This window comes from Streptomyces sp. BK239 (assembly GCF_004217285.1).
In the GTDB taxonomy this organism is placed as follows: domain Bacteria; phylum Actinomycetota; class Actinomycetes; order Streptomycetales; family Streptomycetaceae; genus Streptomyces.
Window position 1 is genome coordinate 70,505 of record NZ_SHKS01000004.1, and the last position, 23,639, is coordinate 94,143.

Consider the following 23,639-nt stretch of genomic DNA (forward strand, 5'->3'; position numbering starts at 1 on the left):
GCCTGACCGGTATTGCCGCCGCAGGCGGCTAGATTCGTCGCGTCGTGGAGCAGGCGGACGGTCGCACCGGCCCCGACGTCCTCGCAACAGGTCCAGGGAGGCGCGGTGGCGGAGCATCGACAGGGGCAGGCGACGCCGGACTCCGTGCTCACACGGATCGGCCAGGTCGTGATGCTGCACCACGGGGGAGACCGCGAGGAGGCCCGGCGCCGCCTCCTCGACCTGTGGACCGAACTCGGCGACGGCGGCGACCCCCTGCACCGCTGCACCCTCGCCCACTACCTGGCGGACACCCAGGACGACCCCTTCGACGAACTCGCCTGGGACCTGCGGGCGCTGACAGCGGCGGAGGACCAGGACGCCTCGGTGGAGGTGCGGGCGCTGTTCCCCTCCCTGCACCTCAACCTGGCGGCGGACTACGCCGGGCTGGGCCGCTCCGAGGCCGCCCGCAGCCACCTCCGCCGGGCCCGCCGCACGGCCGGCGTCCTCGGCGACGACAGCTACGGCGACGGCGTGCGCGCGGCGATCAGCCGCATGGAGCTGCGCCTCGGCGAGGGCGCCTCGGACGACCTTCTCTAGAGCGTCTTTCGAAAGGCCCCCGGTCAGTCGCCGGTCGCGCCGTCGATGCGCTCGCGCAGCAGGTCGGCGTGACCGTTGTGCCGGGCGTACTCCTCGATCATGTGCGTGTAGATCCAGCGCAGGTTGAACGGCTCGCCGCTGTGCCGGCTCTTCCCTCGGGAGAGGTCGTCCAGCTCGAAGCCGGCCGCGTTGCGCCGGGCGATCTCGATCTCGGCCTGCCAGGTGGCGTGGGCCTCCTCCCAGCCGTCCGCCTCGGTGAGATGGAACTCGCCGTCGCGGTCCTCGTCGCTGAAGTAGATCGGCTCGGCGTCCTCACCCACGAGCACCTCGCGGAACCAGCCGCGCTCCACCTCCGCCATGTGCCGCACCAGCCCCAGCAGGGACAGTTCGGACGGCGGCGCGGAAGCGGTCCGCAACTGGGCGTCGGTGAGCCCCTCGCACTTCCAGGCCAGGGTCTGCCGGTGGTACTCCAACCAGCCTTCCAGCATGGTGCGTTCGTCGGCGTTCTGGGCGGGTTCGGTGCGCTGCGTCGTCGTCATTACTTCATGATCGCCCAGCCGGCCCACGGTCACCACGCCTTTTCAGCCACCGCACACACCCTCGCGCCCTCCCCTCAGTCGCCCAGCATCCCCGCCAGCAGCTCCGACAGCCCCGCGCGCACCTCCTGCGGGCTCGGCGTCCGCGCCCCGAACGAACCGGCCACGCAGGAGAACATCAGCCCGTCCGCCCAGGCGACCAGCGACAGCACATGCCGCTCGGGGGACGTCGATCCCAGCGCCGTGACGAGGGCGGCGAGCTGCTCCCGGAAGCGGGCCCCCGCCGCGTCGAAATGAACCCGTAGCTCAGGGCGGCGCGTGGCCTCCAAGGCCAGTTCGTAGCGGGCCAGCGTCAGCTCGCGGTCGCGGGTGAGCGCCCGGTGGGTCGCCAGCGCGAGCGCGTCCACCACGGGGAGCCGGCCGGCCCGCGGATCCGGAAGCTCGTGCAGGGCGAGCGTCCGGGCCTCACGGTCGGCGAGCCGGCGTACCGCCAGCTCCAGCAACGCCTGGCGGGTGCGGGCGACATTGGAGGTGGAGCCCTGAGGGAGCCCGGCCGCCTCGTCGACGGCCCGATGGGTGAGGCCGCGCGTGCCGCGCTCGGCGAGCAGGGCGAGGGCGGTGTCGGCGACGAGTTCAGCGCGCGAGGCGTCTGGGGCGGGACGTGCGGACATGCAGTCAACCTACCCCGCTCACTACACCCGTAGTACAGTCGAGGCGTGGCGTACTACGGATGTAGTGCGCAGGGTCGAGCCCAGGAGGAGTCATGGCGCACAGCCAGGAGCGGCCGAGGCGGGCGGTCGTCATAGGAGGCGGCATCGGCGGTCTCACCGCCGCCGCGGCCCTGCACCGCATCGGCTGGCGGGTCACCGTCCTGGAACGGGCCTCCTCCCTCGCCCCCGTCGGCGCCGCCATCTCCCTCGCCCCCAACGCCCTGCGCGCCCTCGACGTCATCGGCGTCGGCGACCGGATCCGCGACCTCGCCGCCTGGCAGGGCGACGGAGGGCTGCGCGCCCCGAGCGGGCGCTGGCTCTCCCGCTCCGACGCGGACGCGGCGGCCGCCCGCTTCGGCGGCCCCCTGGTCCTGCTGCACCGCGCCACGCTCATCGACACCCTCGCCGCCCTGCTCCCGACGGACGCCGTCCGCACCGGTACGCCCGGCGCCCTCACCGATCCCGGCGACCCGGGCCCCTCCGGCCGCCCCGCCCGCGTGACCACCCCTGACGGCGACCTGGAAGCCGACCTGGTGGTCGCCGCCGACGGCATCCACTCCGCCGTACGCCGCGCCCTCTTCCCCGGCCACCCCGGCCCCGTCTACTCCGGATTCACCACCTGGCGGGTGGTGATCCCCGTGCCCGGCGCACGGTTCGCCTCGCACGAGACCTGGGGCAGGGGCCGCATCTGGGGCACCCACCCCCTCAAGGACGGCCGCGTCTACGCCTACGCCGCCGCCATGACACCCGCCGGGGGACACGCGCCCGACGACGAGAAGGCCGAACTCCTGCGCCTCTTCGGCGACTGGCACCACCCGGTGCCCGCCGTCCTGGCGGCCGCCCGCCCCGAGGACGTCCTGCGCCACGACGTCCACCACCTGGCGCGGCCGCTGCCCGCCCACCACCGCGGCCGGGTCGCCCTCCTCGGCGACGCCGCGCACGCCATGCCGCCGACGCTCGGCCAGGGCGGCAACCAGGCCGTCGAGGACGCGATCGTCCTCGCCCATCACGGCGACGACCTCGCCGCCTACACGGCCGCCCGGCTGCCCCGGACGACGACGATCACCCGCCAGGCCGTGCGGATCGCCCGCCTCAACATGGCACGCGGCCGCGCGGTGACGGCCGTCCGCGACGGCGTGCTCGTCGTGGCGTCGAAGGCCGCCCCCGGCCTCGTCCTGCGCGGCTTCGACGGGATCGCCGACTGGCGGCCCCCGCAGGCCCCGTATGCTGCCGTGCAGGCAGGCACGGACGAGCAGGACACGCAGGGCGCGGACGAGCAGTGAAGGAGTCCCCGTGAAGGTCGGCTGCATCGGACTCGGTGACATCGCGCGCAAGGCCTACCTGCCGGTGCTCGGCACACTGCCGGGGATCGAACTCCACCTCCAGACCCGCACCCCGGCCACCCTGGAGCAGGTCGGCGACACCTTGCGGCTCCCCGCCGGACACCGGCACCGGGACCTCGACGCGCTCCTCGACCAGGGCCTCGACGCCGCCTTCGTGCACGCGCCGACCGCCGTCCACCCCGAGATCGTCGGCCGGTTGCTGGACGCGGGCGTCCCCACCTACGTCGACAAGCCGCTGGCGTACGAACTCGCCGACTCCGAGCGGCTCGTGACCCTCGCGGAAGAGCGCGGCACAAGCCTCGCCGTCGGCTTCAACCGGCGCTACGCCCCCGGCTACGCGCAGTGCGCCGACCACCCGCGCGAGCTGATCATCCTCCAGAAGAACCGGGCCGGACTGCCCGAGGAACCGCGCACGATGATCCTCGACGACTTCATCCACGTCGTCGACACGCTCCGCTTCCTCGTGCCGGGGCCGGTCGACGACGTGACCGTGCGGGCCCGCGTCCGGGACGGCCTGCTGCACCACGTCGTGCTCCAGCTCGCCGGCGACGGCTTCACCGCGCTCGGGGTGATGAACCGGCTCAGCGGGTCCAACGAGGAGATCCTGGAGGTCTCCGGGCAGGACACCAAGCGGCAGGTCGTCAACCTCGCCGAGGTGATCGACCACAAGGGCCAGCCGACCCTGCGCCGGCGCGGCGACTGGGTGCCCGTCGCCCGGCAGCGCGGCATCGAACAGGCCGTGCTGGCCTTCCTCGACGCCGTCCGCGCCGGCAAGGTGCTCAGCGCCCGGGACGCACTGGCGACTCACGAACTGTGCGAGCGGGTGGTGCGAGCGGTGCGGGAGACCTCCGGCGCCGCCTGACCGCCCGGGTCCCCTCCCAGGCGGCCGCCGCCGCGAGGACCAGCAGCGCCGCGTGGGTCGGCCAGTCGCCGAAGCGGACGTACGGGGTGACGCCGTCGGTGAGCGGCACCTCGTGGACGGCCGTCGAACTCGCGTCCGTCCCCAGCCACGACCCCACCGGCCGGCCGTTCGCGTCGTACACGGCGGACACACCCGTCAGCGTCGCGTGCACGAACGGCCGGCCGGTCTCCGCGGCGCGCAGGGCGCCCAGCGAGGCGTGCTGCGCGGGCGCCCAGCTCTCCTGGAACGTCGATGTCGACGACTGGGCGACCAGCACGTCCGAGCCGTCCCCGGCCAGATGCCTGCTCATGTCGGGGAACGCCGTCTCGAAGCACACCATCGGCCCGATCCGCAGCCCCCGCCCCGCGTCCATCACGACCTGCTTCGAGCCCCGCCTACGGTCCTCACCGGCCGCCTTGCCGACCGAGGAAGCCCAGCCGAGCAGCGAACGGGCCGGGATGTACTCCCCGAAGGGGACCAACCGCATCTTGTCGTACCGGTCGCCGGTCGGGCCGTCCGGGCCGATCAGGAGCGAACTCTTGTAGATGCCGGGCACGTCCGAGCGGCGGGCGTCCACGTTGACCAGGATGTCGGCACCGGTCTCACGGGACAGCGCCGCCAGTCGGCGCGCCAGATCGGGCCGGTCGTCGAGGTCGTAGCCGACGCTGCTCTCACCCCAGACCACCAGGTCCACGTCCTGCCCGGCGAGCTTGCGGGTGAGCTGTTCCTCCCGGTCGAAACGGCGGTCCGGGCCGTCGATCACACCCGGCTGCACCACGCCGATCCTGGCCACCCGCCCGGTGGCGTCCGGCCGCGGCGACCACACCCACGCGGCGGACGCCGCGGCGGCCGTCGCCGCGAGCCCCGCCACGGCGGGCAGCCGGTGCGCCGGCACCGCGACGAGCACGGCCACCGCCACGTTCACGGCCACCACCAGGAAGCTGAGCAGCCACACCCCGCCCACGGACGCCAGCCGCAACGCGGGCTCCACCTGCCACTGACTCGACCCGAGCACGCCCCACGGCCCGCCGAGCGCCTGCCAGGACCGGACCAGCTCCACGGCGAGCCAGCCCGAGGGCAGCACGACGAGCGCGGCCGCGGCCCGCCCCCGCGAGGGCGCACCGCCGAGGAACCGGCGCACCAGCCAGCCCCACGGCGCCCACAACGCACCGAGCAGCGCGGCCAGCACGAAGATGAAGACGTGCAGGAACGGCAGCAGCCACAGATGCATGGCCAGCATGAACCCGAAGCCGCCGCACCAGCCGTCGTACGCCGCCCGTTTGCCCGTCGGGGCCGACCGGACGAGCAACAGCAGCGGGACCAGCGCGAACCACGCCCACCACCACAGGGCGGGCGCCGGGAACGCCGGCACGGGCAGCGCGCCGGCCAGCGCCGCGAGAGCGGAACGCCGCCAGGGGGAGGTGAGCCAGGGACCGAACGTCTTCATACGGCACCTCCCTACCCACTGACGGCTCCAGTGTGCGCGCCCCGGACGATCTCCGACCAGATGGCGTCGGTCACTCCCGGGGCATCGGGCCCGGTCGGTTCCCGGACGGCCGCGGAGCCCGGCGCCACTTCTCCGCCACGACCACCTCGCGCAGCCGCCAGCCGTCGTCCGTGCGCAGCAGGGCGAAGGAGTAGCGGCCGCCGCAGACGAAGTCGGGAGGCCCGGCCGAAGCACCGGAACCCGTGTCCCCGAAGCGGGCGGCGTCCCCTGCCAGCCGCATGGGATTGAGGTAGTCGGCCTGGACGTGCGCCGTGTCGCCCCGGTCCCGCTCCAGGACCCCGAAGCGGACACGGCGGTTCACGATCAGGTGCTGCCGCATGGAGAACAGCCGCATGCTCTCCGCGAGCCACCCGGCCACCTTCCCGGCGTCCCCCTCGATCCCGCCGGCGGAACGGTAGTCCGCCCGGCCGTCCGGGGTGAACAACTCCCGGTACGCCGCCCAGTCCCCGTCGTCGACCGCGACCGCGTACTCCGTGATCAACCCGTCGACGGCCAGCCGGTCCATCACGGTGGCGAGCTCCACACGCTGCGTCATGACCCGAGTGTTGGGCATGGACCTCGCGGAGCCAAGGGCCGTGCGGGGGATGGCCCTTGGCACGGCCGCACACGGCTGCACATAGGGTGACCCCATGCCTGCCACCCTGAGCCCCACGAAGACGCGCGCCGCGCTGCGCGCGTCCGCGCGCATATCCGTCGACCTGCTGCTGGTCCTCGTGATGCTCTCGGTCGCCCTGTGGCTGCTCGGACGGACCTGGTCCGTGGTGTGGCCGCTCGTCGTCGGCCTGCTCCTGACGACGCTGACCTGGCCGCCGACCCGATTCCTGCGCCGGCGCGGCTGGCCGCCCGCCCTGGCCGCGGCCACCGTGACGGTGCTGTTCCTGCTGGTCGCCGTGGGCGTCGTGGCGCTGATCGCGGTGCCGGTGGCGTCGCAGTCCGGCGACCTGACCGACGGCGTGGTGGAAGGCATGCAGAGGCTGCGCGAGTGGGCGGCCGGACCGCCGCTGAACATCGACGACGCCCAGATCACCAAGGGTCTCGACAGCGCGGTCGCACGGGCCCAGGACGGAATGGGCAGCGCGGTCACCGCCGTCGTCACCGGGGTGAGCACCGTCGTCAACGGGCTCATCACGGCCGTGCTGGCGCTGTTCCTGATGTTCTTCTTCCTCAAGGACGGCCCGCGCTTCCTGCCGTGGCTGGCCCGTCAGCTCCCCGGCCGGCTCGCCACCGACGTCCCGACCGTGGCCGAACGCGGTTGGGACACACTGGGCGCGTTCGTGCGCTCCCAGGCGGTCGTCGGACTGCTGGACGCCGTCCTCATCGGCCTCGGCCTGTGGATCCTCAAGGTGCCGTTGGTTCTGCCGCTGGCGGTGCTGACCTTCGTCTCGGCGTTCGTGCCCATCGTGGGCGCGCTGTTCGCCGGCTTCGTCGCGGTGCTCATCGCACTGGTCTCCAACGGCCTGACGGACGCGCTGATCGTGCTGGCGATCATCGTCGTGGTGCAGCAGCTGGAGGGCAACGTCTTCCAGCCGATGATCCAGAGCCGCGGTCTCGGCCTCCACGCCGCGGTGGTCCTCATCGCGGTGACGCTGGGCGGCAGTCTGGCCGGCGTCGTGGGCAGCTTCCTCGCGGTACCGGTCGCCGCACTGGTGGCGGTGGTCTGGAACTACGTCCGCGAACAGCTCACGGATCCTCCGCAGGAGCCGGAGCCCGACGCGTCGCCCGAGGGCGCGGCCGTCCCGTCGTGACGTCCGCCGGCGACCGGGCGGGTGCCGTGCGCGCCGCTCAGGGCCGCAGGTGGGCGAGCAGTTCGTCACCGGCGGGGTAGGGCCGCTCCCGGGGAAGCAACTCCCGCGCGGCGTCCTGATCGCCGCGGGCGACGAGCGCACGGATCTCCCGGGCGAGCGGAGTCACGTCGCTGATGGACACGGTCCACTCGTCGGCGTAGCGCGCCGACGCCTCGCCGGAAAGCCCGAGTTGCAGCGAACGGTACGGCAGGGGACGTGAGTTCAGGTCGCGTTCGGGATCCCACTGGACACGGGCCGGCGCCCGCTTGAGTTCGCGCTGCCAGGCGCCGCGATCGGGGTGCAGGGAGCGAACGTGGCTCGACAGACAGGCGTGGCGCAGCGCCCAGTCGAAACCGTCGCGAGTGATCTCGACGGCGAGAACGGTCTCCTGCCCCTCACCGGTGCCCCAGCCGGAGCGGTACATCATCCACAGGAAGCTGGGTTTGATCCACGTCATGCGGTTCCGCCGCCACGTGGAGGGGAAGCGGCCGTGGCGTACGGCGGGCACTCCGACAGCGGGGTCGTACGCCTGGTAGACGGTGATCGTGGACGCCGTGTGGAGCGCGCGGATCTCGCGGATCTCCTGGTGCGGGTGTTCCATGACGGACAGTTTTCGGCCCCGACGGCTCGGCGGGCCACCGATTTTCGATCACCCCGCGGCCCGTGCGGCTCGAACGAACGCTCGCCTCGGTCTCCGGAAAGAACCACAAGCGCGGCCTGCCCGCCCTACGATCGCTCGCATGCTGATTCGCCGGACATTACGGATGATCGTCGTGCTCGCCGTGGCCCTCTCCGGAGCGATCGGGGGCGGCGTGGGGACGGCACACGCCGAGGACCGAAGCACCTCGTACGAACGGCAGTTGTTGTTCTACAACCACTCCTACGGCGTCCTCGACCGGGAGACCGCCGACGCCATCGAACACTCCGCTTACCTGCGGGACTTCGCCAACTTCCAGGTCCGCACCACGAGCGGCACGGACGGACAGACCTGGACCGGCCGCTACCGGGATTCATTCGCGGTGCTCCGGCCTTCAGGCCGGGGGTGAAGCGAATCTCGTGGTGGCGACGTGGAGCGTCGCGGTGTCGTTCCGGCGGAGCGGGGCAGTGCACGCCACGGTGATCTTTCGCGCGCATGTTCCCGGCGACAGTGGGTGTTCGGGCTTCTAAGGTGATCGTCATGCAGCTTCGGTACGCCTATCGGTTGTACCCCGACACCGTCCAGCAGGCCGCGTTGGCGAGGGCGTTCGGGTGTGCGCGGGTCGTGTTCAACGACGCCGTGCGTGCCCGCGAGGACGCCCGCAGGGCCGGGCAGCGGTTTCCGACGGCCGGTGAGCTGTCGAGGAAGCTGATCACCGAGGCGAAGCGGACAGCCGGGCGGTCCTGGCTGGGGGAGGTTTCCGCGGTGGTGCTCCAGCAGTCCCTGCGGGACGCCGAGGCCGCGTACAAGAACTTCTTCGCCTCCCTCAACGGCTCCCGCAAGGGCCCGAGACTGAGAGCGCCCCGCTACAAGTCGCGCAAGGACGGCCGGCAGTCGATCCGGTTCACCGCCAACGCCCGCTGGAGCATCACCGGCAGCACCGGCCAGGGCCGTCTGAGCCTGCCGAAGATCGGGGCGGTGAAGGTGAAATGGTCCCGCCCACTGCCCGTCACACCGTCATCGGTCACCGTCGTCAGGGACGCCGCGGGCAGATTCTTCGCCTCCTTCGTCATCGACACCGACCCCGCCGCCGACGCCGCCCGCATGCCGCAGACCGACCGCACCGTCGGCATCGACCTCGGCCTGACCCACTTCGCGGTCCTCTCCGACGGCACGAAGATCGACTCCCCGCGCTTTTTGCGGCGCGCGGAGAAGAAACTGAAGAAGGCCCAGCGGGAGCTGTCCCGCAAGCAGAAGGGATCCAAGAACCGGGCCAAGGCCCGCCTGCAAGTCGCCCGCGCCCACGCCAAGGTCACTGACGCGCGCCGCGAGTTCCACCACCAGCTCTCCACCCAGCTGATCGCCGAGAACCAAGGGATCGCCGTGGAGGACCTGTCGGTGACGGGACTGGCCCGCACCAGATTGGCCAAGTCCGTGCACGACGCCGGCTGGTCATCATTCATCAGCATGCTCGCGTACAAGGCAGAACGGTACGGGCGCACCCTGGTCAAGATCGGCCGGTTCGAACCGACCTCCCAGACCTGCCACGCCTGCGGCACCGTGGACGGGCCCAAACCCCTGAATGTGCGGGAATGGACCTGCCCCGCGTGCGGCACCGTCCACGACCGTGACCACAACGCCGCGATCAACATCGAGACGGCCGCCGGACTGGCGGTATCGGCCTGCGGAGCGCCGGTAAGACCGGGAGCGATCCCGGCACAGCGCGAAGAAACAGGAAGCCACGGATTCCCGACCGGAGACCGTGCCGCGTAGCGGCACGGCAACCGGTCGAGAAGGCCAGAATCCTCGTCCCTTCAGGACGAGGAGCACGTCAACTCTCGGACGACTACCGCACCCATCTGATGCGTGACGTGACCGCCGTGCACCTCGCGGTCACCGAGGGCGACCTGGCCGACACCGTGCCGCTGCTGCGGGCCGGCGGGTTCGCCGTCCGGCGCCTGCCGGGCGGGGGCGTCGTCGCGGAGCACGGCGGCACCACGATCCGCCTCGACGTCGTCCCGCGCGAACAAGCGGGACTGCGGCGGGTCGACATGTCCCTCAACGGCCCCGCGAAGACCCGGCACGTGGAGCGGCTCGGCCACTCCACCCTGACCGTCGGCCCCGGCAGCCACGCCGTCTGGACGTTCGCCCCCAACGGCGTTCGCCAAGCCCTCTCAGCCGGGTAGGACAGGGCCGCCGTTCGGATCAGCCGAGGCGGCCCTTCAGGTGATTGCCGCGCGCCTCGTGGGCGGGCCGGCCGTCGCAGGGGTACGGCGATTCAGCAGAGGACGAACGCTGATTGCCGTGAGGAGCGTGGACATGTACGCAGCAGTGCGGCGGTACGAAGGGGTGACCGACGCCGCCGAGGCGGCTCGGCTCGTGAACGAGGGGTTCGTGCCGCTCATGCAGCAGGTCTCCGGATTCGTGGCCTACTACTGGATCGACGCCGGTGACGGGGTGATGGTCTCCACCAGCGTCTTCCGGGACCGGGCCGGCGCCGATGAATCGATCGCCAAGGCCGCGGACTTCGTACGGGACAACCTCGCGGCGCTGCTTCCCAACCCGCCGCAGGTCGTGGCCGGCGAGGTGGTGGCCTCCGCGTGACGGCCGCCCCGGCCGAATCCACTTGGGCGAGACCCGAGTGAGCTGGGATCGTGGCTGTGTGTGGAAGTGGATGAAGAAGGAAGCCCCGGCCGGTCCGCAGGACCCGGAGCCGGGGCTTTCCTCGTACCAGCGGGAGATGCGGGACCGGCTCCTCGCGGCCCCTGTGCTGCCGGCCCCCGAGCCGTGGCGCCGGGTCGTGTGCTCGGCGGTGGGCGGACTTCTCGGGATCGGGTTCGCCTCGCACCCCGGCGCCGGCCACGACATGGTGATGGTCGTCTCGCACGACGGCCACGGTCTGTTCGACGCCGTCACGGGGGAGAGGATCGCCCGGGACCGGGACCCCGCCCCCGAGGACAGCACCCCTGACGGGGCGGCCGACCTGTCGTGCCCCGGCCTGGGCCCCGTCGTCGGAAGCAGGGTGCACATCGCCGGGCTCTACGGGGGCGGGCTGCACACCACGACCGCGGACGGCTGGACCGTGGAGGTCGTCGTCCCCGCGTGGCCGCACGAACGCGTCCTGCTCTCCCGCGACGGCGGCCTGCCGCACGCCGGTCGGCACGGCGGCGACTGGTGGCACGTCTTCCACTGCGACCACTCCGAGATGCGAGCCGTCGGCTTCTCACCGACGGGGCAGACCCTCGCCGTCGCGACGAGCAGCGACCTCTCGCTGTGGACCCGCAGGACGGACGGCGGTCTCTGAGGCGATGCAGTTCACTCCACGTCGACGCCGAAGTCCCGCACGAGTTCCTCCAGGCCGCCCGGGTAGCCCCTGCCGCCCAGGACGAAGTCCCAGTCGCCGTTCGCCCTGCGGCGGAAGGAGCCGAGGACCAGGGCCGTTTCGCCTGGCCGGCCGTCGGAGACCTCCAACTGCCCCAGTTCGGTCAGGGCGGGGTCGAGGAGGCGGATGCGGGCGTCGGTGAAGCCGGAGAGGTCGGCGTCCGGGTCGACCTCGGGGTCGACGGCGGCCACGAGCACGAACCGGTCGGCCTCGGCCGGCAACCCCTCGAAGGAGACGCAGACCGCGGCCTTGTCGGGCGCCGTGGCTGGCAGGGCGCGCACCGAACCGTCCGGTGTCGCCGGGTTGTTGAAGAAGACGAAGTGATCGTCGCTGAGAACGCGGTTGCCGCGGCAGACGAGAGCGCACACGTCCAGCGCGACGCGTCCGGTCCACGACATGCCCAGGACGTTGTAGTCCGGCGGCAGTTGGGCGTCCGGCGGTGAAGGGGACGGCTGCACGCCGGCCTGCCGGCCCCCGTCGCCGAGCCGCCCGCTCAGTCCATGACGATGCAGCAGGTCGACGAGCTCCGCTCCCGAGACCAGTTCCAGCGGCTTGCCGTTGGCGAAAGTGTGCGAGCCGGGGCCGAACCCCGAAGTCGTCACCAGGACACCCTTGTTGGCACCGGTGTCCTGCACCGTCCCGTACAGGTCGCGCACGGCGGTGGGCGGAACCGTGTTGCGGTAGCGCTTCACCTGGACGACGATCTTGCCGCCCCGTATCGGCGTCGGATCCAGCGCGTCGACGTCCACGCCGCCGTCGTTGGAGCGCTGGGTGGTCACCGCCTGCATGCCCATCGCGCGGAAGAGGTCGGCCACCAGGCCCTCGAAGGCGACCGGATCCATCGCGAACAGGTCCGGTTCCTCGCCGCCGCCGTGGGCGACGACCGGGTTGCCGACCTCCTGCGGCCGACGGCCCGGCCGTACGGGCGTGAGCTGGTCCGGCCGGGCCGACAGCTGTCCGCGCAGCGCGTCGGCCAGGCAGCTGCCGGCGTCCACCTGGGCCAGACGCAGGTCCCGGAAGGAGGAGCGCGCGGCCATGACGGTCGAGAGGAAGATGTGGCCCGGGCGGCCCGTCGTCGGATCGTGTCCGTCGACGAACCCGTTCAGGGCCACCGATTCGAGCACGCCCTGGTCGTCGGCCGCGAAGAGCTCGTGGAGGACGAGCAGCACGCACTGCGCCAGCACCTCCCGGTACAGAGCGCGTCGCCGGCTCACCGGGCGGGGCGTCTCCTTGTACTGGTCGGTCGCGGCCGTCCACTTCACGGACTTGGTCTCGGGGACGACCGTGTACGGGGGCAGGTCCCAGTCGAGCACCAGCTGCCGGGCCGCCGGGTCGTAGGCCGCCGCGACCTGGCGAGGAAAGGCCTCGGGCCACGCGGTCGAGGCGTACAGCGCGGCGGAGAAGTACTCGACGACGGACTCGGGGTCCCCGCGCCGCACCCCGTCGGTGACGGCGGTGACGGCGGCGTTGTGCCGTCGCACCTCGGCCAGCCGGGCGTCGGCCCACTGCTGGTACTCCCGCTGGTAGGAGGCCAGTTGACGCTGCCGTTCGGCCTCGGCGGCCTGGGCGGCGCGCCAGTCGTGCTCGAAGCGCGCCTGCGCGTCGGCCTGGGCCTGCGCCCGGCGACTCGCGCTCCAGCCGCCCTGCGCCTGGTAGTGGTGGAACTTCGGCATGGGCACGGGGTGCGCCAACGGCCCCGGGGCGAAGGGCTGTACGTCCTCCGCCCGCAGGAGGGCGCAGGCCCGGAAGGGAGGGGCCTGGCAGCCCGTGACGAGGAGGCCTTGCAGGGAGGCGACCTGCGCGTCCAGTTCCTCCGTGCGCCGCACCGCCTCCGCGTGCCGGTACTCGCGGTGGCTCTGCACGGCCCGCCGCTCGTAGGCGCGCGTCTGCTGCTCCTGAAGTCGTCGCCGTCTGGCTTCGGCGTCCAGTTGGCGTTGCTGCTGCCGCTGCATCTCGGCCCAGACGCCGACGAAACCAGTAGAGCGACGACTCATGTGCTGCGGGCCCTCCCCGTACTCGACAGCCGAAGCCAATTGGTTGTCCCCACAACCACTCACGGCGAAACGACTCCGACCAGCGACCAGGGCCTCTCGCACCCGCCCGGCGGGACCGCTCCGGCAGGCCGAACGCTCACGTGCGGGCACGCGTACGACGGGGGATGCCCCCTCCTGCGCCGCCGCCCGCTATGCCGCCCTGACCACGTCGCCCCGCACGGCCGCCGCCCACTCGACGACCAGCAGTTCGTACTCGGACCGGTCCTCGGCCGACAGACTGCCGCCGGTGCGCTGCCACAGCGCACGGATCTGCTCGTTCACCTCGGAGGCGGAGCGCACGGAACCACGGACCACGGAACTGGGGGACATGGCGACAGCCTAGGGGCAAGCGCTGACAGTGCGCTACCGAACGGCTACGCAGACCGTATGTCCTCGGTCACGGCCCCACCCGCTCGCCGGGGAGTCCTGGCCGGGACTCAGCCCGCCGACTCCGCCGCGTGCGGACTGAGCGCGCCCATGGCGACCAGGACGATGATGACTATGCCGAGCACCACCCGGTAGTACACGAACGGCATGAAGGACTTCGTGCTGATGAACTTCATGAACCAGGTGATCACGGCATATCCGGACGCGAAGGCGATCACCGTCGCGAACGCCGTCGGGCCCCACGCCACGTGGCCGCCCTCCATCGCGTCCTTGAGCTCGAACGTGCCCGAGGCCAGCACCGCCGGGATGGCCAGCAGGAAGGAGTAGCGGGCCGCCGCCTCGCGCTTGTAGCCCATGAACAGGCCGCCGCTGATGGTGGCGCCGGAGCGGGACACGCCGGGGATGAGCGCGCAGGCCTGGCAGAGACCGAAGATCAGGCCGTCCTTCACGCCCAGGTTCTCCAGCCCCTTGCGCTGCTTCGGCGCGCGGTGGCGGCCGCCCTTCTCGTCGCGTGCCGCGAGCCGGTCCGCGACGCCGATGACTATGCCGACGACGACGAGCATCGTCGCGGTGATCCGCAGATCGCGGAACGGCCCCTCGATCGCGTCCTTGAGGGTGATGCCGAGCACGCCGATGGGGATAGAGCCGACGATCACCAGCCAGCCCATCTGGGCGTCGTGGTCCTTGCGCATCTCCTTGTCGAAGAGCGACCGGGACCACGCTGACAGGATCCGACCGATGTCCTTGCGGAAGTAGATCAGCACCGCGGCCTCGGTGCCGATCTGCGTGATCGCGGTGAAGGCGGCGCCGGGGTCCTCCCAGCCCGAGAAGGCGGCGGTCAGCCGCAGGTGCGCGCTGGAGGAGACGGGGAGGAACTCGGTCAGCCCCTGGACGAGTCCGAGGATGAGGGATTCAAACCAAGACATGAGGTTACGGAGTCCAAGTGCCGATCGGGGGGCGGCGGACACGGCGGGCCGCCGCGCGCGCGGTGATCAAGGGGGTGTGTCAAGGGCAGCGTAGCGCCCCCGGGTGACAGACCCGGCACAGGGGTTTCGGGGCGGGCGGCGCGGGGGATAGGCGCGGCGCGGTTGAGCAGGGCGGACGTGTTGACCGGCCAGGGGGCCGACGCATAGTTTGCTGGCTGAATGAAAGCGCTTGCTGTGCGAGTGGGGCGACCCGCTCGCCCAGTGGGTCGACCCGTTCGCCCGGTCGCTCGGTTGTTCGGTCGTTCGTCTGAGGAGTGCTGATCACGCACATGTCCCCATCCGCTCCGCTCGCCGGCCGCCGCATCCGCGCCGCCGTCATCGGCACCGGCGCCATCGCCCGAGGCTCCCATCTGCCCGCGCTCGCCCAGCTCGCCGCGGAGGGGGAGACCGAGGTGGTCGCGGCCGTCGACATCGATGCCGCCGCCGTCGAGGCCTTCTGCACGGAGGGCGGGATCCCGCACGCCTACACCGACCTGGAGCGCATGCTCGCCGAGCAGCGGCCCGACCTCGTCACCATCTGCACCCCGCCGACCCTGCACCGCGCGCAGAGCGTGGCCGCGCTCCGCGCCGGGGCCTGGGTGTGGTGCGAGAAGCCCCCGGTGCCGACCCTCGCCGACTACGACGCCGTGGCGGCCGAGGAGGGGACGAAGGGCGGTCCGTACGCCTCGATCGTCTTCCAGCACCGGTTCGGGTCCGGCTCCCGGCACGTACGGCGGCTGCTCGCCGAGCAGGCCCTCGGCCGGCCGCTCGTGGCGCACTGCCAGACCACCTGGTACCGCGACGCCGCCTACTACGCCGTCCCCTGGCGCGGCCGTTGGCACACCGAGGGCGGCGGCCCCGCCATGGGCCACGGCATCCACCAGATGGACCTGCTCCTGGACCTGCTCGGCCCGTGGAGCGAGGTGCGCGCCATGGCGGGGCGGCTCGTCCACGACGTGGAGACCGAGGACGTCTCCACCGCCCTGGTCCGCTTCGAGAACGGGGCCATGGCGACGATCGTCAACAGCGTCCTCAGCCCCGACGAGGTCAGCCGTATCCGCATCGACTGCGAACTGGCCACCGTCGAGCTCACCCACCTCTACGGCCACTCCAACGCCGACTGGCGCGTCACCCCCGCCCGGGACGTCCCCGGCGACCGCGCCGCCGCCTGGCAGGACTTCGGCGCTGACGTGCCCAGCTCGCACCTGGCGCAGCTGCGTGAGCTGGTCGCGAGCATGCGCGCCGGGGAACGGCCGCGCAGCAGCGGCGCCGACGGGCGCACCAGCCTGGAGCTGATCAGCGCGCTCTACAAGGCAGCGTTCACGGACGTGACGGTGAAGCGGGGCGAGATCGGCCCCGGCGACCCCTTCTACACGGCCCTGCACGGCGGCGCCCCCGGCTGGGCGCCCGCAGCCGCCCCCGCTGCCGCCGAGGAGGTCTCCGCATGACCGGCCTGCGTCTGGTCCACGCGCACGGCGACCGCGTCACCGTGACGGACCCGGTCGGCGGCGTCGAACTGCTCGCCTACGTCTACCGGCCCGAGGCGGCCTGGGAGGCGCCGAAGCCGTACATCCACCCCCTGCGCACCCTCGCCGGCGACGTCGTCACCGACTACCGGCCCAACGACCACCGCTGGCACAAGGGCCTGTCGCTCACCGCGTCGCACCTCTCGGGCGCCAACCTGTGGGGCGGCAACTCCTACGTCCACGGCGAGGGGTACCTCGAACTCCCCGAGCGGGTCGGCTCCATGGCGCACGTCGCCTTCGACGAGGTCTCGGCCGACGCCGGCCGGGCGGTCATCGCCGAGCGGCTGACCTGGCATCCGCACAGCGGCGAACTGTGGGCCGACGAACACCGCAGGATCGAGGTGCACGACGTCGACCGGACCTCCGGGTCCTGGGCGCTGACCTGGACGAGCGCCGTCACCAACCGCCGTGACGAGCCGCTGCGGTTCGGCAGCCCGACCACCGCGGGACGCGAACTGGCCGGATACACCGGACTGTTCTGGCGCGGGCCGCGCGCCTTCCGTGACGGGCGCATCATCGGGCCCGACGGCGAGGGGCCGGAACTGATGGCCTCCCAGAGCCCCTGGCTCGCGCTGTCCGGCGAGCACGACGGCGCCGACGGCCACGCCACCGTCGTCTTCGCGCACGCCCCCGAGAACGACCACACCGGCGAGCGGGGCGCCCACCCGGCCCACTGGTTCGTCCGCAACGACCCCTTCGCGGGGATCGCCCCGTCCTGGGCGTACTTCGACGAGCTGGAGCTCGCCCCCGGCGACACCCTCACCCGCCGCTACCGCGTCGTCGTGGCGGACGGGGCCTGGGAGCGGCAGGAGATCGCCGACTATCTCAAGACCCACCCGTGGTGAGCGCCTACGACGGCCTGCCCGGCGGCGTCGCCGTCTCGCACCTGTGCGTCTACGACTGGCCCGCCGCCGACGGGTTGCACGGCGGCACGCCCCATCTGCATCTGGCCTGCTCGGAGGGGTACGTCGTCACCGGCGGACGCGGGGTCGTGCAGACGCTCACCGCCTCCGGGTTCGAGGAGACGCCCCTCGCGCCGGGCACGGTGGCCTGGTTCACGCCGGGCACCATCCACCGGCTCGTCAACGAGGACGATCTGCGCATCACCGTCCTGATGCAGAACAGCGGGCTGCCCGAAGCGGGCGACGCGGTCCTCACCCTGCCCCCGGAGTACCTGACGGACCCGGAGACGTACGCCGCCGCCACCACGGTCCCCGCCCACGCCCCCGAGGAGGAGCAGGCCCGGATCGCCCGCGCCCGCCGCGACCTGGCCCTGGAGGGCTACCGCATCCTGCGCGAGGCGGACGGCCCCGAACCGCTGACCGCCTTCCACCGCGCCGCCGCCGCCCTCGTACGGCCCCGGCTCGCCGAGTGGCGCGAGCGCTGGCAGCGCGGTGCGGCGGCCGCCGCGGCGGCGACGGGGGACCAGCTCGACCGGCTCGCGGACGGCGACGTCACCCACCTCGCCGACGCCGTCGTGCACGCCGAACAGCCCTCGGCGTACGGGAGGTTCGGGATGTGCGGGCGGCTGGACGTGTACCGGCCGCGGTGATGACGCGCGGTCAGCGCGAACGCAGGTGGTGGCGCTTGCGCCAGGCCAGCGCGGCGCCTGCCAGCGCAGGCACGGCGATGACGGCCATCGAGATCAGGAACAGCGGCGAGGTCGGGGAGGCGGCACTGGACCCGGCGACGACGTACGCGGCCGTGTTGGGCACCGAGCCGAGCGCGGTCGCGAGCAGGAACGGCACCCAGCCCATCCGGGAGACGGCGGCGCAGTAGTTCGCCGCCCAGAACGGCACACCCGGGAACAGGCGGGTCGCCAGCATCGAACGCAGCCCGTGCCGGCTCAGCTGGTCGTCGGCGGCCTTCAGCAACCTGCCCCGCAGCAGCGGCCGCAGCGCCTCCTGGCCGAGGAACCGGCCCAGTCCGAAGGCGAGTCCCGCGCCCAGCACCGTCCCGGCCAGGGCCGCGCCGAAGCCCAGCTGTGAGCCGAACACCGCGCCCGCGGCCAGGTTCAGCAGCGGCCTCGGCACGAACGCCACCGTGCACAGTCCGTACGCGGCGGCGAAGACGAGCGCCGCCGTGACGCCGCCCAGCTGGGGCGGCCACCCGTCCGCGAGCAGCTTCTGCGGCTCGAACAGCAGCACGCTCGCCGCGGCCGCCGCGAGCAGCAGCACCAGCAGGGCGAACCGGGCCCACGGTGAGAGCAGCGCTCTCGAGCAGCGCGCCGCCAGGCCGACGGGCGCCGGCGCGGAAGCGGCGACGAGAGGAAGGGGCAGGGGCACGGGAACGACGAGCTCCGTGGCGGCGGCCCGGGGAGAGGCCGTGGCGGTGCCCCCAGAGCGGGTGGTGGCATCGAGCATCAAGCGACAGTAACTGACGAACAGGTGTGATCGCCGTATGGTCCGTCTCATGATGGTCACAGGTGGACGAACGGTCGGTGTACCGCACAGCGTTCTCGCCGACACCGTCCTGGAACGGCTCACCGCCGCGTACGCCGCCGCGGCCGATTCCGGCCGGGCGGCGGCCATGCGGGCGTACATGAAGGACGTGACCCCCTTCCTGGGCCTGCCCACCCCCGAGCGCCGGGCCCTGTCCCGCACGGTCCTGGCGGGCACGCCCCGCCCCGACGAGACGGACTGCACGGCGATCGCCCTGCGCTGCTGGGTGCTGCCGGAGCGCGAGTACCACTACTTCGCCGTCGACTACCTGCGCCGTCACGTCGGGTGCTGCACCTCGGGCTTCCTTCCGGTGGCCCGTCACCTCGTCACCACCGTCCCGTGGTGGGACACCGTCGACCTGCTCGCCGCCCACGTCGTCGGCGCGCTCGTCGCCGCCGACCCGCGTCTGAGAGCCGAGATGGACGCCTGGATCGCCGACGACGACCTGTGGCTCGCCCGCACCGCCCTGCTCCACCAGCTCCGCCACAAGGAGCGCACCGACGCCGACCGCCTCTTCGCCTACTGCCTGCGTCAGGCCGGCCACTCCGACTTCTTCATCCGCAAGGCGATCGGCTGGGCCCTGCGCGAGTACGCCAAGACCTCCCCCGAGGCGGTCCGGAGCTTCCTCGACCACGAGGGCCGCCGGCTCTCCCCTCTGTCCCTTCGCGAGGCGACGAAGAACCTCCTCTGAACTCCCGGGTCCACCTCGGGAAAACCGTTCGACAGGCGCCGGGCGGTCGGCGAGGATCTGACACATGTTCCGGTACGCCTTCCTCCTCGCAGCATCCGCCGTCGCGGATGCGCCGAAGGCTGCCGCCGCTGTTCTCACGGCCGTCGTCGACGGCGCCCGAAGCTGACCCTCTCCGGATCGTCCGGCGGACCCCGCAGGGGGAGGGTCGGCGCATCACTCGGGGTCCCCGTCCCGGCCGGCGCTTCGCCGCCGCCGGGGCCGTCACGCAGCACCCTTCTCCGAGAGGCTCCGGTTTCGCCATGCCCAAGACGGCATACGTGCGCACCAAACCCCACCTGAACATCGGCACCATGGGCCACGTCGACCACGGCAAGACCACTCTGACCGCCGCCATCACCAAGGTGCTGGCCGAGCGCGGCAGCGGCGCCTTCGTGCCGTTCGACCGCATCGACCGCGCCCCCGAGGAGGCGGCGCGCGGCATCACCATCAACATCGCGCACGTCGAGTACGAGACCGACACCCGCCACTACGCGCACGTCGACATGCCCGGCCACGCCGACTACGTCAAGAACATGGTCACCGGCGCCGCGCAGCTCGACGGAGCGATCCTCGTCGTCTCCGCGCTCGACGGGATCATGCCGCAGACCGCCGAACACGTGCTGCTCGCCCGGCAGGTGGGCGTCGACCACATCGTGGTCGCGCTCAACAAGGCCGACGCCGGGGACGAAGAGCTGGCCGACCTCGTGGAGTTGGAGGTGCGCGAGCTGCTCTCCGCGCACGGCTACCCCGGCGACGCCGCTCCCGTCGTACGGGTCTCCGGGCTCAAGGCCCTGGAGGGGGATCCGCGTTGGACGGCGTCGATCGACGCGCTGCTCGACGCGGTGGACACCTACGTGCCCATGCCCGAGCGGTACGTGGACGCGCCGTTCCTGCTGCCGGTGGAGAACGTGCTCACCATCACCGGCCGGGGCACGGTGGTCACCGGCGCGGTCGAGCGGGGCACGGTGCGGGTCGGCGACCGCGTCGAGGTGCTCGGCGCGGGCGTCGAGTCCGTTGTGACCGGTGTGGAGACCTTCGGCAAGCCGATGGACGAGGCGCAGGCCGGGGACAACGTGGCGCTGTTGCTGCGCGGGGTGGCGCGGGACGCCGTCCGGCGGGGGCACGTGGTGGCCGCGCCGGGGAGCGTCGCGCCGCGGCGGCGGTTCACGGCGCAGGTGTACGTGCTGTCGGCGCGCGAGGGCGGGCGCACGACGCCCGTCTCCACCGGCTATCGGCCGCAGTTCTACATCCGCACGGCGGACGTCGTCGGGGACGTGGACCTGGGGGAGACGGCGGTCGCCCGGCCCGGGGACACGGTCGGCATGACCGTGGAACTGGGGCGTGAGGTGCCGCTGGAGCCGGGTCTCGGCTTCGCCGTCCGCGAGGGCGGACGGACCGTGGGCGCCGGGACGGTGACAGCCGTGCTGTGAGAACGGCTGGGACGGATGGGGGACCGCGGGGCCGGTCATGGCCGGTCCCGCGGGCCCTCGCCCGCGCTTGCGAGTACGGGTGCCGCACCCCCGCGGTCCTTCGAAGCGCCGTTCCGCGGGCAGAATGAGGGCGTGAACGACGAGCCCATACCCGTCGCCCGGGTCACCGACCAGGGGACCGTCAAGCTGATGCCCGACATCGACCGGGAGCGTGCCTGGCTGCTGACCGTCGACGGGGCGCCGCAGTCGTACGTCGACCTCGACGACCCGACGTACCTCGAGTTCGAGTACGCGCGGCGGCTGGGCCACGCGCTCGACGTCGTGGCGGAGCCGGGCAGGCCGCTGGACGTGCTGCACCTGGGCGGGGGAGCCCTCACCCTGCCCCGTTACGTGGCCGCCACCCGGCCCGGCTCCCGGCAGCACGTCGTCGAGGCCGACCATGGTCTGCTGGACCTCGTCGCCGAGCATCTGCCGCTGCCCGCCGGCGCCGGCGTCACGCTGCACGCCGCCGACGCGCGGGCCTGGCTGGAGGCGGCGCCGGCGACCTCGGCCGACGTGCTCGTCGCCGACGTCTTCGGCGGCTCCCGCGTCCCCGCCCACCTCACGTCCCTTACGTACGCCCGCGAGGCCGGACGGGTCCTGCGTGCCGACGGCGTCTATCTGGCGAACCTCGCGGACGCGGCGCCGTTCGCCTTCCTGCGTTCACAACTCGCCACGTTCGCCGAGGTGTTCGAGGAGCTCGCGCTCATCGCGGAACCGGCGGTGCTGCGTGGCCGCCGCTTCGGCAACGCGGTCCTCGTCGCCGCCCACCGCCCGCTCGACGTGAGCCCCCTGGCCCGCCGCACCGCCTCCGACGCCTTCCCGGCCAGGGTCGAACACGGCCCCACCCTGCGGGACTTCATCGGCGGGGCCCGTCCCGTGCCGGACGCGGAGGCGGTCCCGTCGCCGGTCCCGCCGGCCGGGGCGTTCGGCGTCGGGTGACATCGACGCCCGGCGTCCGACCTCCGCCGCCCGTCAGCCCTCCGTCGGATCCCCGTGCAGCCGTACGGTGTCGAGGATCTGCATGATGGTCGTCCTCGGGAGTTCGCCCTTCACGCCCTTGGCCGTGTACAGGTTCCAGGACACGTAGTCGCCCTTGGAGTTCTTGAAGCCGAAGGTGATCGCCTGGCCGTCGCTCGCGCACTTGCCCTTGTCGGGCGTGTTCGTCGACTGGGCCCAGGCGTAACTGCCCTTGACGCCCGAGGCGGTGGTGTAGGGCGTCGCCTTCTTGTCGAAGCTGAGGCTCTTCTTGTCGGGCTCGGTGTAGCCGCCGAAGACCCACCACGCGGGGGTGTTGACAGCGATCTCGTCGGTGTTCTTGGCGCCCTCCGCGCCCTTCGTGCCGACGACCGCGAGCGCGGAGTCCTCAGTCTTGCCGTCCTTGTCGTCGTCGGACGTGCACCACTTGGACTTGTACTCGGCGGTGCCCGACTGGATGATCGAGTCGTAGCCGTTCGGCTTGCTCTTGTCCTCCCACTCGAAGCCCTGACTGAGCGTCGGCGACTGGATCTCCCAGTCCGCGGGGACGTCGAAGGCGGTGCCCCGCTTGGGGTTCACGACGACCTTCCAGCCCGGGACGGTCGGCTGGAGCGTCTCTGTGCCGCGCGGGTTGTCGCCCCCGGCGGAGGCGGAGGCCGAGGCGGACGCCGATGGCGAGCCGCTCGTCCCGGCGGTCGCGGCCGGGCTCTTGCCGCCCTTGCCGGCTGCCTCGTCCGACCCGTCGTCCTTGCCGCCCAGCACCAGGAATCCGGTGACGCCGGCCGCCACCACGACGGCCGTGGCCGCCACGATCGCGACCAGCTTCGTACGGTCGCCTCCTCCCCCTCCGCCGGGCTGCTGCGGGCCGGGCGGGGTCGGCACGTTCCACTGCGGCTGTGTGCCGTAGGGGTCCGGCTGCTGGTAGCCGGGCTGCTGATAGGGATTCGGCTGCTGGTATCCCGGCTGCTGGTACGGGTTGTTCTGCGCCTGCGGGTTCTGCTCTCCCCCGGGCGGCTGCTGTCCTGGCCACATGGCCAGAAACCCTAGTGCCGTTCCTGACCTGAATGGGTCACCACCCCTTGTCAGGTACGTACCGATTCGGTGGACGGGGCTGGTGGGCGTAGGCTACTCATGGGTAACATCGCGGTATGAGCGCAGACCAGATGTCCGTCGGCGAGATGCTCGCCGCCACCGTTCCCATGGCCCGGACCCTCAAGCTGGAGTTCCAGGAGACGAGCCCGGACAAGGCCGTGGTCGCCCTGCCCGACCAGAGCGACTACCACAACCACGTGGGCGGCCCCCACGCCGGCGCGATGTTCACGCTCGCGGAGTCCGCCAGCGGGGCCATCGTCCTCGCCGCGTTCGGCGACCAGCTCTCCCGGGCCGTGCCGCTCGCCGTCAGCGCGGAGATCCACTACAAGAAGCTCGCCATGGGCCCCGTCACGGCCACCGCCACGCTGGGCCGCCCGGCCGCCGAGGTCGTCGCCGAGCTCGACGCCGGCGGCCGCCCCGAGTTCCCGGTCGCCATCGAGATCCGCCGCGCCGACGGGGCGGTCACGGGCGAGATGACGGTTGTGTGGACGCTGCGGCCGAACAGCTGAGGGCGTCCCCGACGGGCGGGCGGGGGGTATCGGCCACCGCAGGCCGGTGACCGCGGGCCCGCTCGTCCGTCGCCGCGGGCTTCGGTCATGGCAGGCCGGTGACCGCAGGTCCGCTCGCCGGTGGCCCGGG

General features: G+C 72.5%; 24 protein-coding genes and 2 pseudogenes. 16 read left to right on the top strand and 10 right to left on the bottom strand.

Annotated features, from left to right (window positions below; translation table 11 throughout):
• Positions 1-105 precede the first annotated feature (105 nt).
• Positions 106-579, top strand: coding sequence for a tetratricopeptide repeat protein (locus EV567_RS13835; protein WP_130439753.1), 474 nt, complete (start codon positions 106-108; stop codon positions 577-579).
• 23 nt (positions 580-602) lie between these two features.
• Here EV567_RS13835 and EV567_RS13840 read toward each other — a convergent pair whose 3' ends face one another.
• Both EV567_RS13840 and EV567_RS13845 read right to left on the bottom strand, forming a co-directional pair.
• Positions 603-1,118 carry a DinB family protein gene (locus EV567_RS13840; protein ID WP_130439755.1) on the bottom strand — a complete coding sequence of 172 codons (516 nt, stop codon included), beginning with the start codon at positions 1,116-1,118 and terminating at the stop codon, positions 603-605.
• Positions 1,119-1,192: 74 nt separating this feature from the next.
• Positions 1,193-1,786, bottom strand: a complete 594-nt coding sequence (locus EV567_RS13845) for a TetR/AcrR family transcriptional regulator (RefSeq protein WP_130439757.1) — start codon at positions 1,784-1,786, stop codon at positions 1,193-1,195.
• Between the two features lie 92 nt (positions 1,787-1,878).
• Here EV567_RS13845 and EV567_RS13850 point away from each other — a divergent pair, with 92 nt between their 5' ends.
• Positions 1,879-3,108: an FAD-dependent monooxygenase gene (locus EV567_RS13850; RefSeq protein ID WP_130439759.1), complete on the top strand. Its 1,230-nt coding sequence runs from the start codon at positions 1,879-1,881 to the stop codon at positions 3,106-3,108.
• Positions 3,109-3,118: 10 nt separating this feature from the next.
• Positions 3,119-4,030 carry a Gfo/Idh/MocA family protein gene (locus EV567_RS13855; protein WP_130439761.1) on the top strand — a complete coding sequence of 304 codons (912 nt, stop codon included), beginning with the start codon at positions 3,119-3,121 and terminating at the stop codon, positions 4,028-4,030.
• On the opposite strand, the gene lnt is transcribed toward EV567_RS13855, so the two are convergent.
• Together lnt and EV567_RS13865 are read right to left on the bottom strand one after the other, a co-directional pair.
• Complete coding sequence (gene lnt / locus EV567_RS13860; protein ID WP_130439763.1) at positions 3,948-5,516, bottom strand: apolipoprotein N-acyltransferase; 1,569 nt, start codon at positions 5,514-5,516, stop codon at positions 3,948-3,950. The two genes, EV567_RS13855 and lnt, sit on opposite strands and share 83 nt — an antisense overlap.
• Before the next feature lie 70 nt (positions 5,517-5,586).
• Entirely contained in the window at positions 5,587-6,111 is a 525-nt protein-coding gene (locus tag EV567_RS13865) for a nuclear transport factor 2 family protein (RefSeq protein WP_130439765.1), read from the bottom strand.
• A gap of 94 nt (positions 6,112-6,205) precedes the next feature.
• Here EV567_RS13865 and EV567_RS13870 point away from each other — a divergent pair, with 94 nt between their 5' ends.
• A complete protein-coding gene (locus EV567_RS13870; protein WP_130439767.1) occupies positions 6,206-7,321 on the top strand; it encodes an AI-2E family transporter in 1,116 nt (371 codons plus the stop codon).
• Positions 7,322-7,358: 37 nt separating this feature from the next.
• Here the strand turns inward: EV567_RS13870 and EV567_RS13875 are convergent, their stop codons facing one another.
• Positions 7,359-7,961 carry a DUF4291 domain-containing protein gene (locus EV567_RS13875; RefSeq protein WP_130439769.1) on the bottom strand — a complete coding sequence of 201 codons (603 nt, stop codon included), beginning with the start codon at positions 7,959-7,961 and terminating at the stop codon, positions 7,359-7,361.
• 163 nt (positions 7,962-8,124) lie between these two features.
• On the opposite strand from EV567_RS13875, the pseudogene EV567_RS13880 reads away from it, so the two are divergent.
• The 5 genes and pseudogenes from EV567_RS13880 to EV567_RS13900 form a co-directional block, all read left to right on the top strand.
• Positions 8,125-8,364 (top strand): annotated as a pseudogene (locus EV567_RS13880) (DUF5829 family protein); the annotation flags it as partial.
• Positions 8,365-8,537: 173 nt separating this feature from the next.
• A complete protein-coding gene (locus EV567_RS13885) occupies positions 8,538-9,770 on the top strand; it encodes an RNA-guided endonuclease TnpB family protein (protein ID WP_130439771.1) in 1,233 nt (410 codons plus the stop codon).
• A 56-nt stretch (positions 9,771-9,826) separates the two neighbouring features.
• Positions 9,827-10,183 (top strand): annotated as a pseudogene (locus EV567_RS13890) (DUF5829 family protein); the annotation flags it as partial.
• A 133-nt stretch (positions 10,184-10,316) separates the two neighbouring features.
• The gene (locus EV567_RS13895) at positions 10,317-10,601 is read left to right on the top strand and encodes a hypothetical protein (protein WP_130439773.1); all 285 of its coding nucleotides are present in this window, start codon (positions 10,317-10,319) and stop codon (positions 10,599-10,601) included.
• Positions 10,602-10,671: 70 nt separating this feature from the next.
• Positions 10,672-11,301: a hypothetical protein gene (locus EV567_RS13900; RefSeq protein WP_130439775.1), complete on the top strand. Its 630-nt coding sequence runs from the start codon at positions 10,672-10,674 to the stop codon at positions 11,299-11,301.
• An 11-nt stretch (positions 11,302-11,312) separates the two neighbouring features.
• Here the strand turns inward: EV567_RS13900 and EV567_RS13905 are convergent, their stop codons facing one another.
• From EV567_RS13905 to EV567_RS13915, 3 genes are all read right to left on the bottom strand, one after another.
• Positions 11,313-13,373 carry a restriction endonuclease gene (locus EV567_RS13905; protein WP_207228769.1) on the bottom strand — a complete coding sequence of 687 codons (2,061 nt, stop codon included), beginning with the start codon at positions 13,371-13,373 and terminating at the stop codon, positions 11,313-11,315.
• A gap of 189 nt (positions 13,374-13,562) precedes the next feature.
• Positions 13,563-13,742: a hypothetical protein gene (locus tag EV567_RS13910; protein WP_130439777.1), complete on the bottom strand. Its 180-nt coding sequence runs from the start codon at positions 13,740-13,742 to the stop codon at positions 13,563-13,565.
• Between the two features lie 107 nt (positions 13,743-13,849).
• Positions 13,850-14,725, bottom strand: a complete 876-nt coding sequence (locus EV567_RS13915) for an undecaprenyl-diphosphate phosphatase (RefSeq protein WP_130439779.1) — start codon at positions 14,723-14,725, stop codon at positions 13,850-13,852.
• A gap of 329 nt (positions 14,726-15,054) precedes the next feature.
• Here EV567_RS13915 and EV567_RS13920 point away from each other — a divergent pair, with 329 nt between their 5' ends.
• Genes EV567_RS13920 through EV567_RS13930 form a run of 3 tightly spaced genes read left to right on the top strand, consistent with a single transcriptional unit; the run spans position 15,055 to position 17,842 of the window.
• Positions 15,055-16,212, top strand: a complete 1,158-nt coding sequence (locus tag EV567_RS13920) for a Gfo/Idh/MocA family protein (protein ID WP_130439781.1) — start codon at positions 15,055-15,057, stop codon at positions 16,210-16,212.
• A complete protein-coding gene (locus tag EV567_RS13925; RefSeq protein WP_130439783.1) occupies positions 16,209-17,135 on the top strand; it encodes a PmoA family protein in 927 nt (308 codons plus the stop codon). The genes EV567_RS13920 and EV567_RS13925 overlap by 4 nt, the downstream gene beginning before the upstream one ends.
• Positions 17,129-17,842, top strand: a complete 714-nt coding sequence (locus EV567_RS13930; RefSeq protein ID WP_407071588.1) for a cupin domain-containing protein — start codon at positions 17,129-17,131, stop codon at positions 17,840-17,842. Before EV567_RS13925 ends, EV567_RS13930 begins: the two co-directional genes overlap by 7 nt.
• A 10-nt stretch (positions 17,843-17,852) precedes the next feature.
• Here EV567_RS13930 and EV567_RS13935 read toward each other — a convergent pair whose 3' ends face one another.
• Positions 17,853-18,653, bottom strand: coding sequence for a TVP38/TMEM64 family protein (locus EV567_RS13935; RefSeq protein ID WP_130439787.1), 801 nt, complete (start codon positions 18,651-18,653; stop codon positions 17,853-17,855).
• 49 nt (positions 18,654-18,702) lie between these two features.
• Between EV567_RS13935 and EV567_RS13940 the strand changes: the two genes are divergently transcribed.
• The 3 genes from EV567_RS13940 to EV567_RS13950 all read left to right on the top strand — a co-directional run bounded on the left by EV567_RS13940 (position 18,703) and on the right by EV567_RS13950 (position 21,872).
• A complete protein-coding gene (locus tag EV567_RS13940) occupies positions 18,703-19,422 on the top strand; it encodes a DNA alkylation repair protein (protein WP_130439789.1) in 720 nt (239 codons plus the stop codon).
• A 299-nt stretch (positions 19,423-19,721) separates the two neighbouring features.
• Positions 19,722-20,891 (top strand): elongation factor Tu, encoded by a 1,170-nt coding sequence (tuf, locus tag EV567_RS13945; protein ID WP_130439791.1) that lies wholly within the window; start codon positions 19,722-19,724, stop codon positions 20,889-20,891.
• Positions 20,892-21,080: 189 nt separating this feature from the next.
• Positions 21,081-21,872, top strand: coding sequence for a spermidine synthase (locus EV567_RS13950; protein WP_130440607.1), 792 nt, complete (start codon positions 21,081-21,083; stop codon positions 21,870-21,872).
• A 33-nt stretch (positions 21,873-21,905) separates the two neighbouring features.
• Here EV567_RS13950 and EV567_RS13955 read toward each other — a convergent pair whose 3' ends face one another.
• Positions 21,906-22,940, bottom strand: coding sequence for a hypothetical protein (locus EV567_RS13955; protein WP_130439793.1), 1,035 nt, complete (start codon positions 22,938-22,940; stop codon positions 21,906-21,908).
• 131 nt (positions 22,941-23,071) lie between these two features.
• On the opposite strand from EV567_RS13955, the gene EV567_RS13960 reads away from it, so the two are divergent.
• Entirely contained in the window at positions 23,072-23,509 is a 438-nt protein-coding gene (locus EV567_RS13960; RefSeq protein WP_130440609.1) for a DUF4442 domain-containing protein, read from the top strand.
• Positions 23,510-23,639 lie beyond the last annotated feature (130 nt).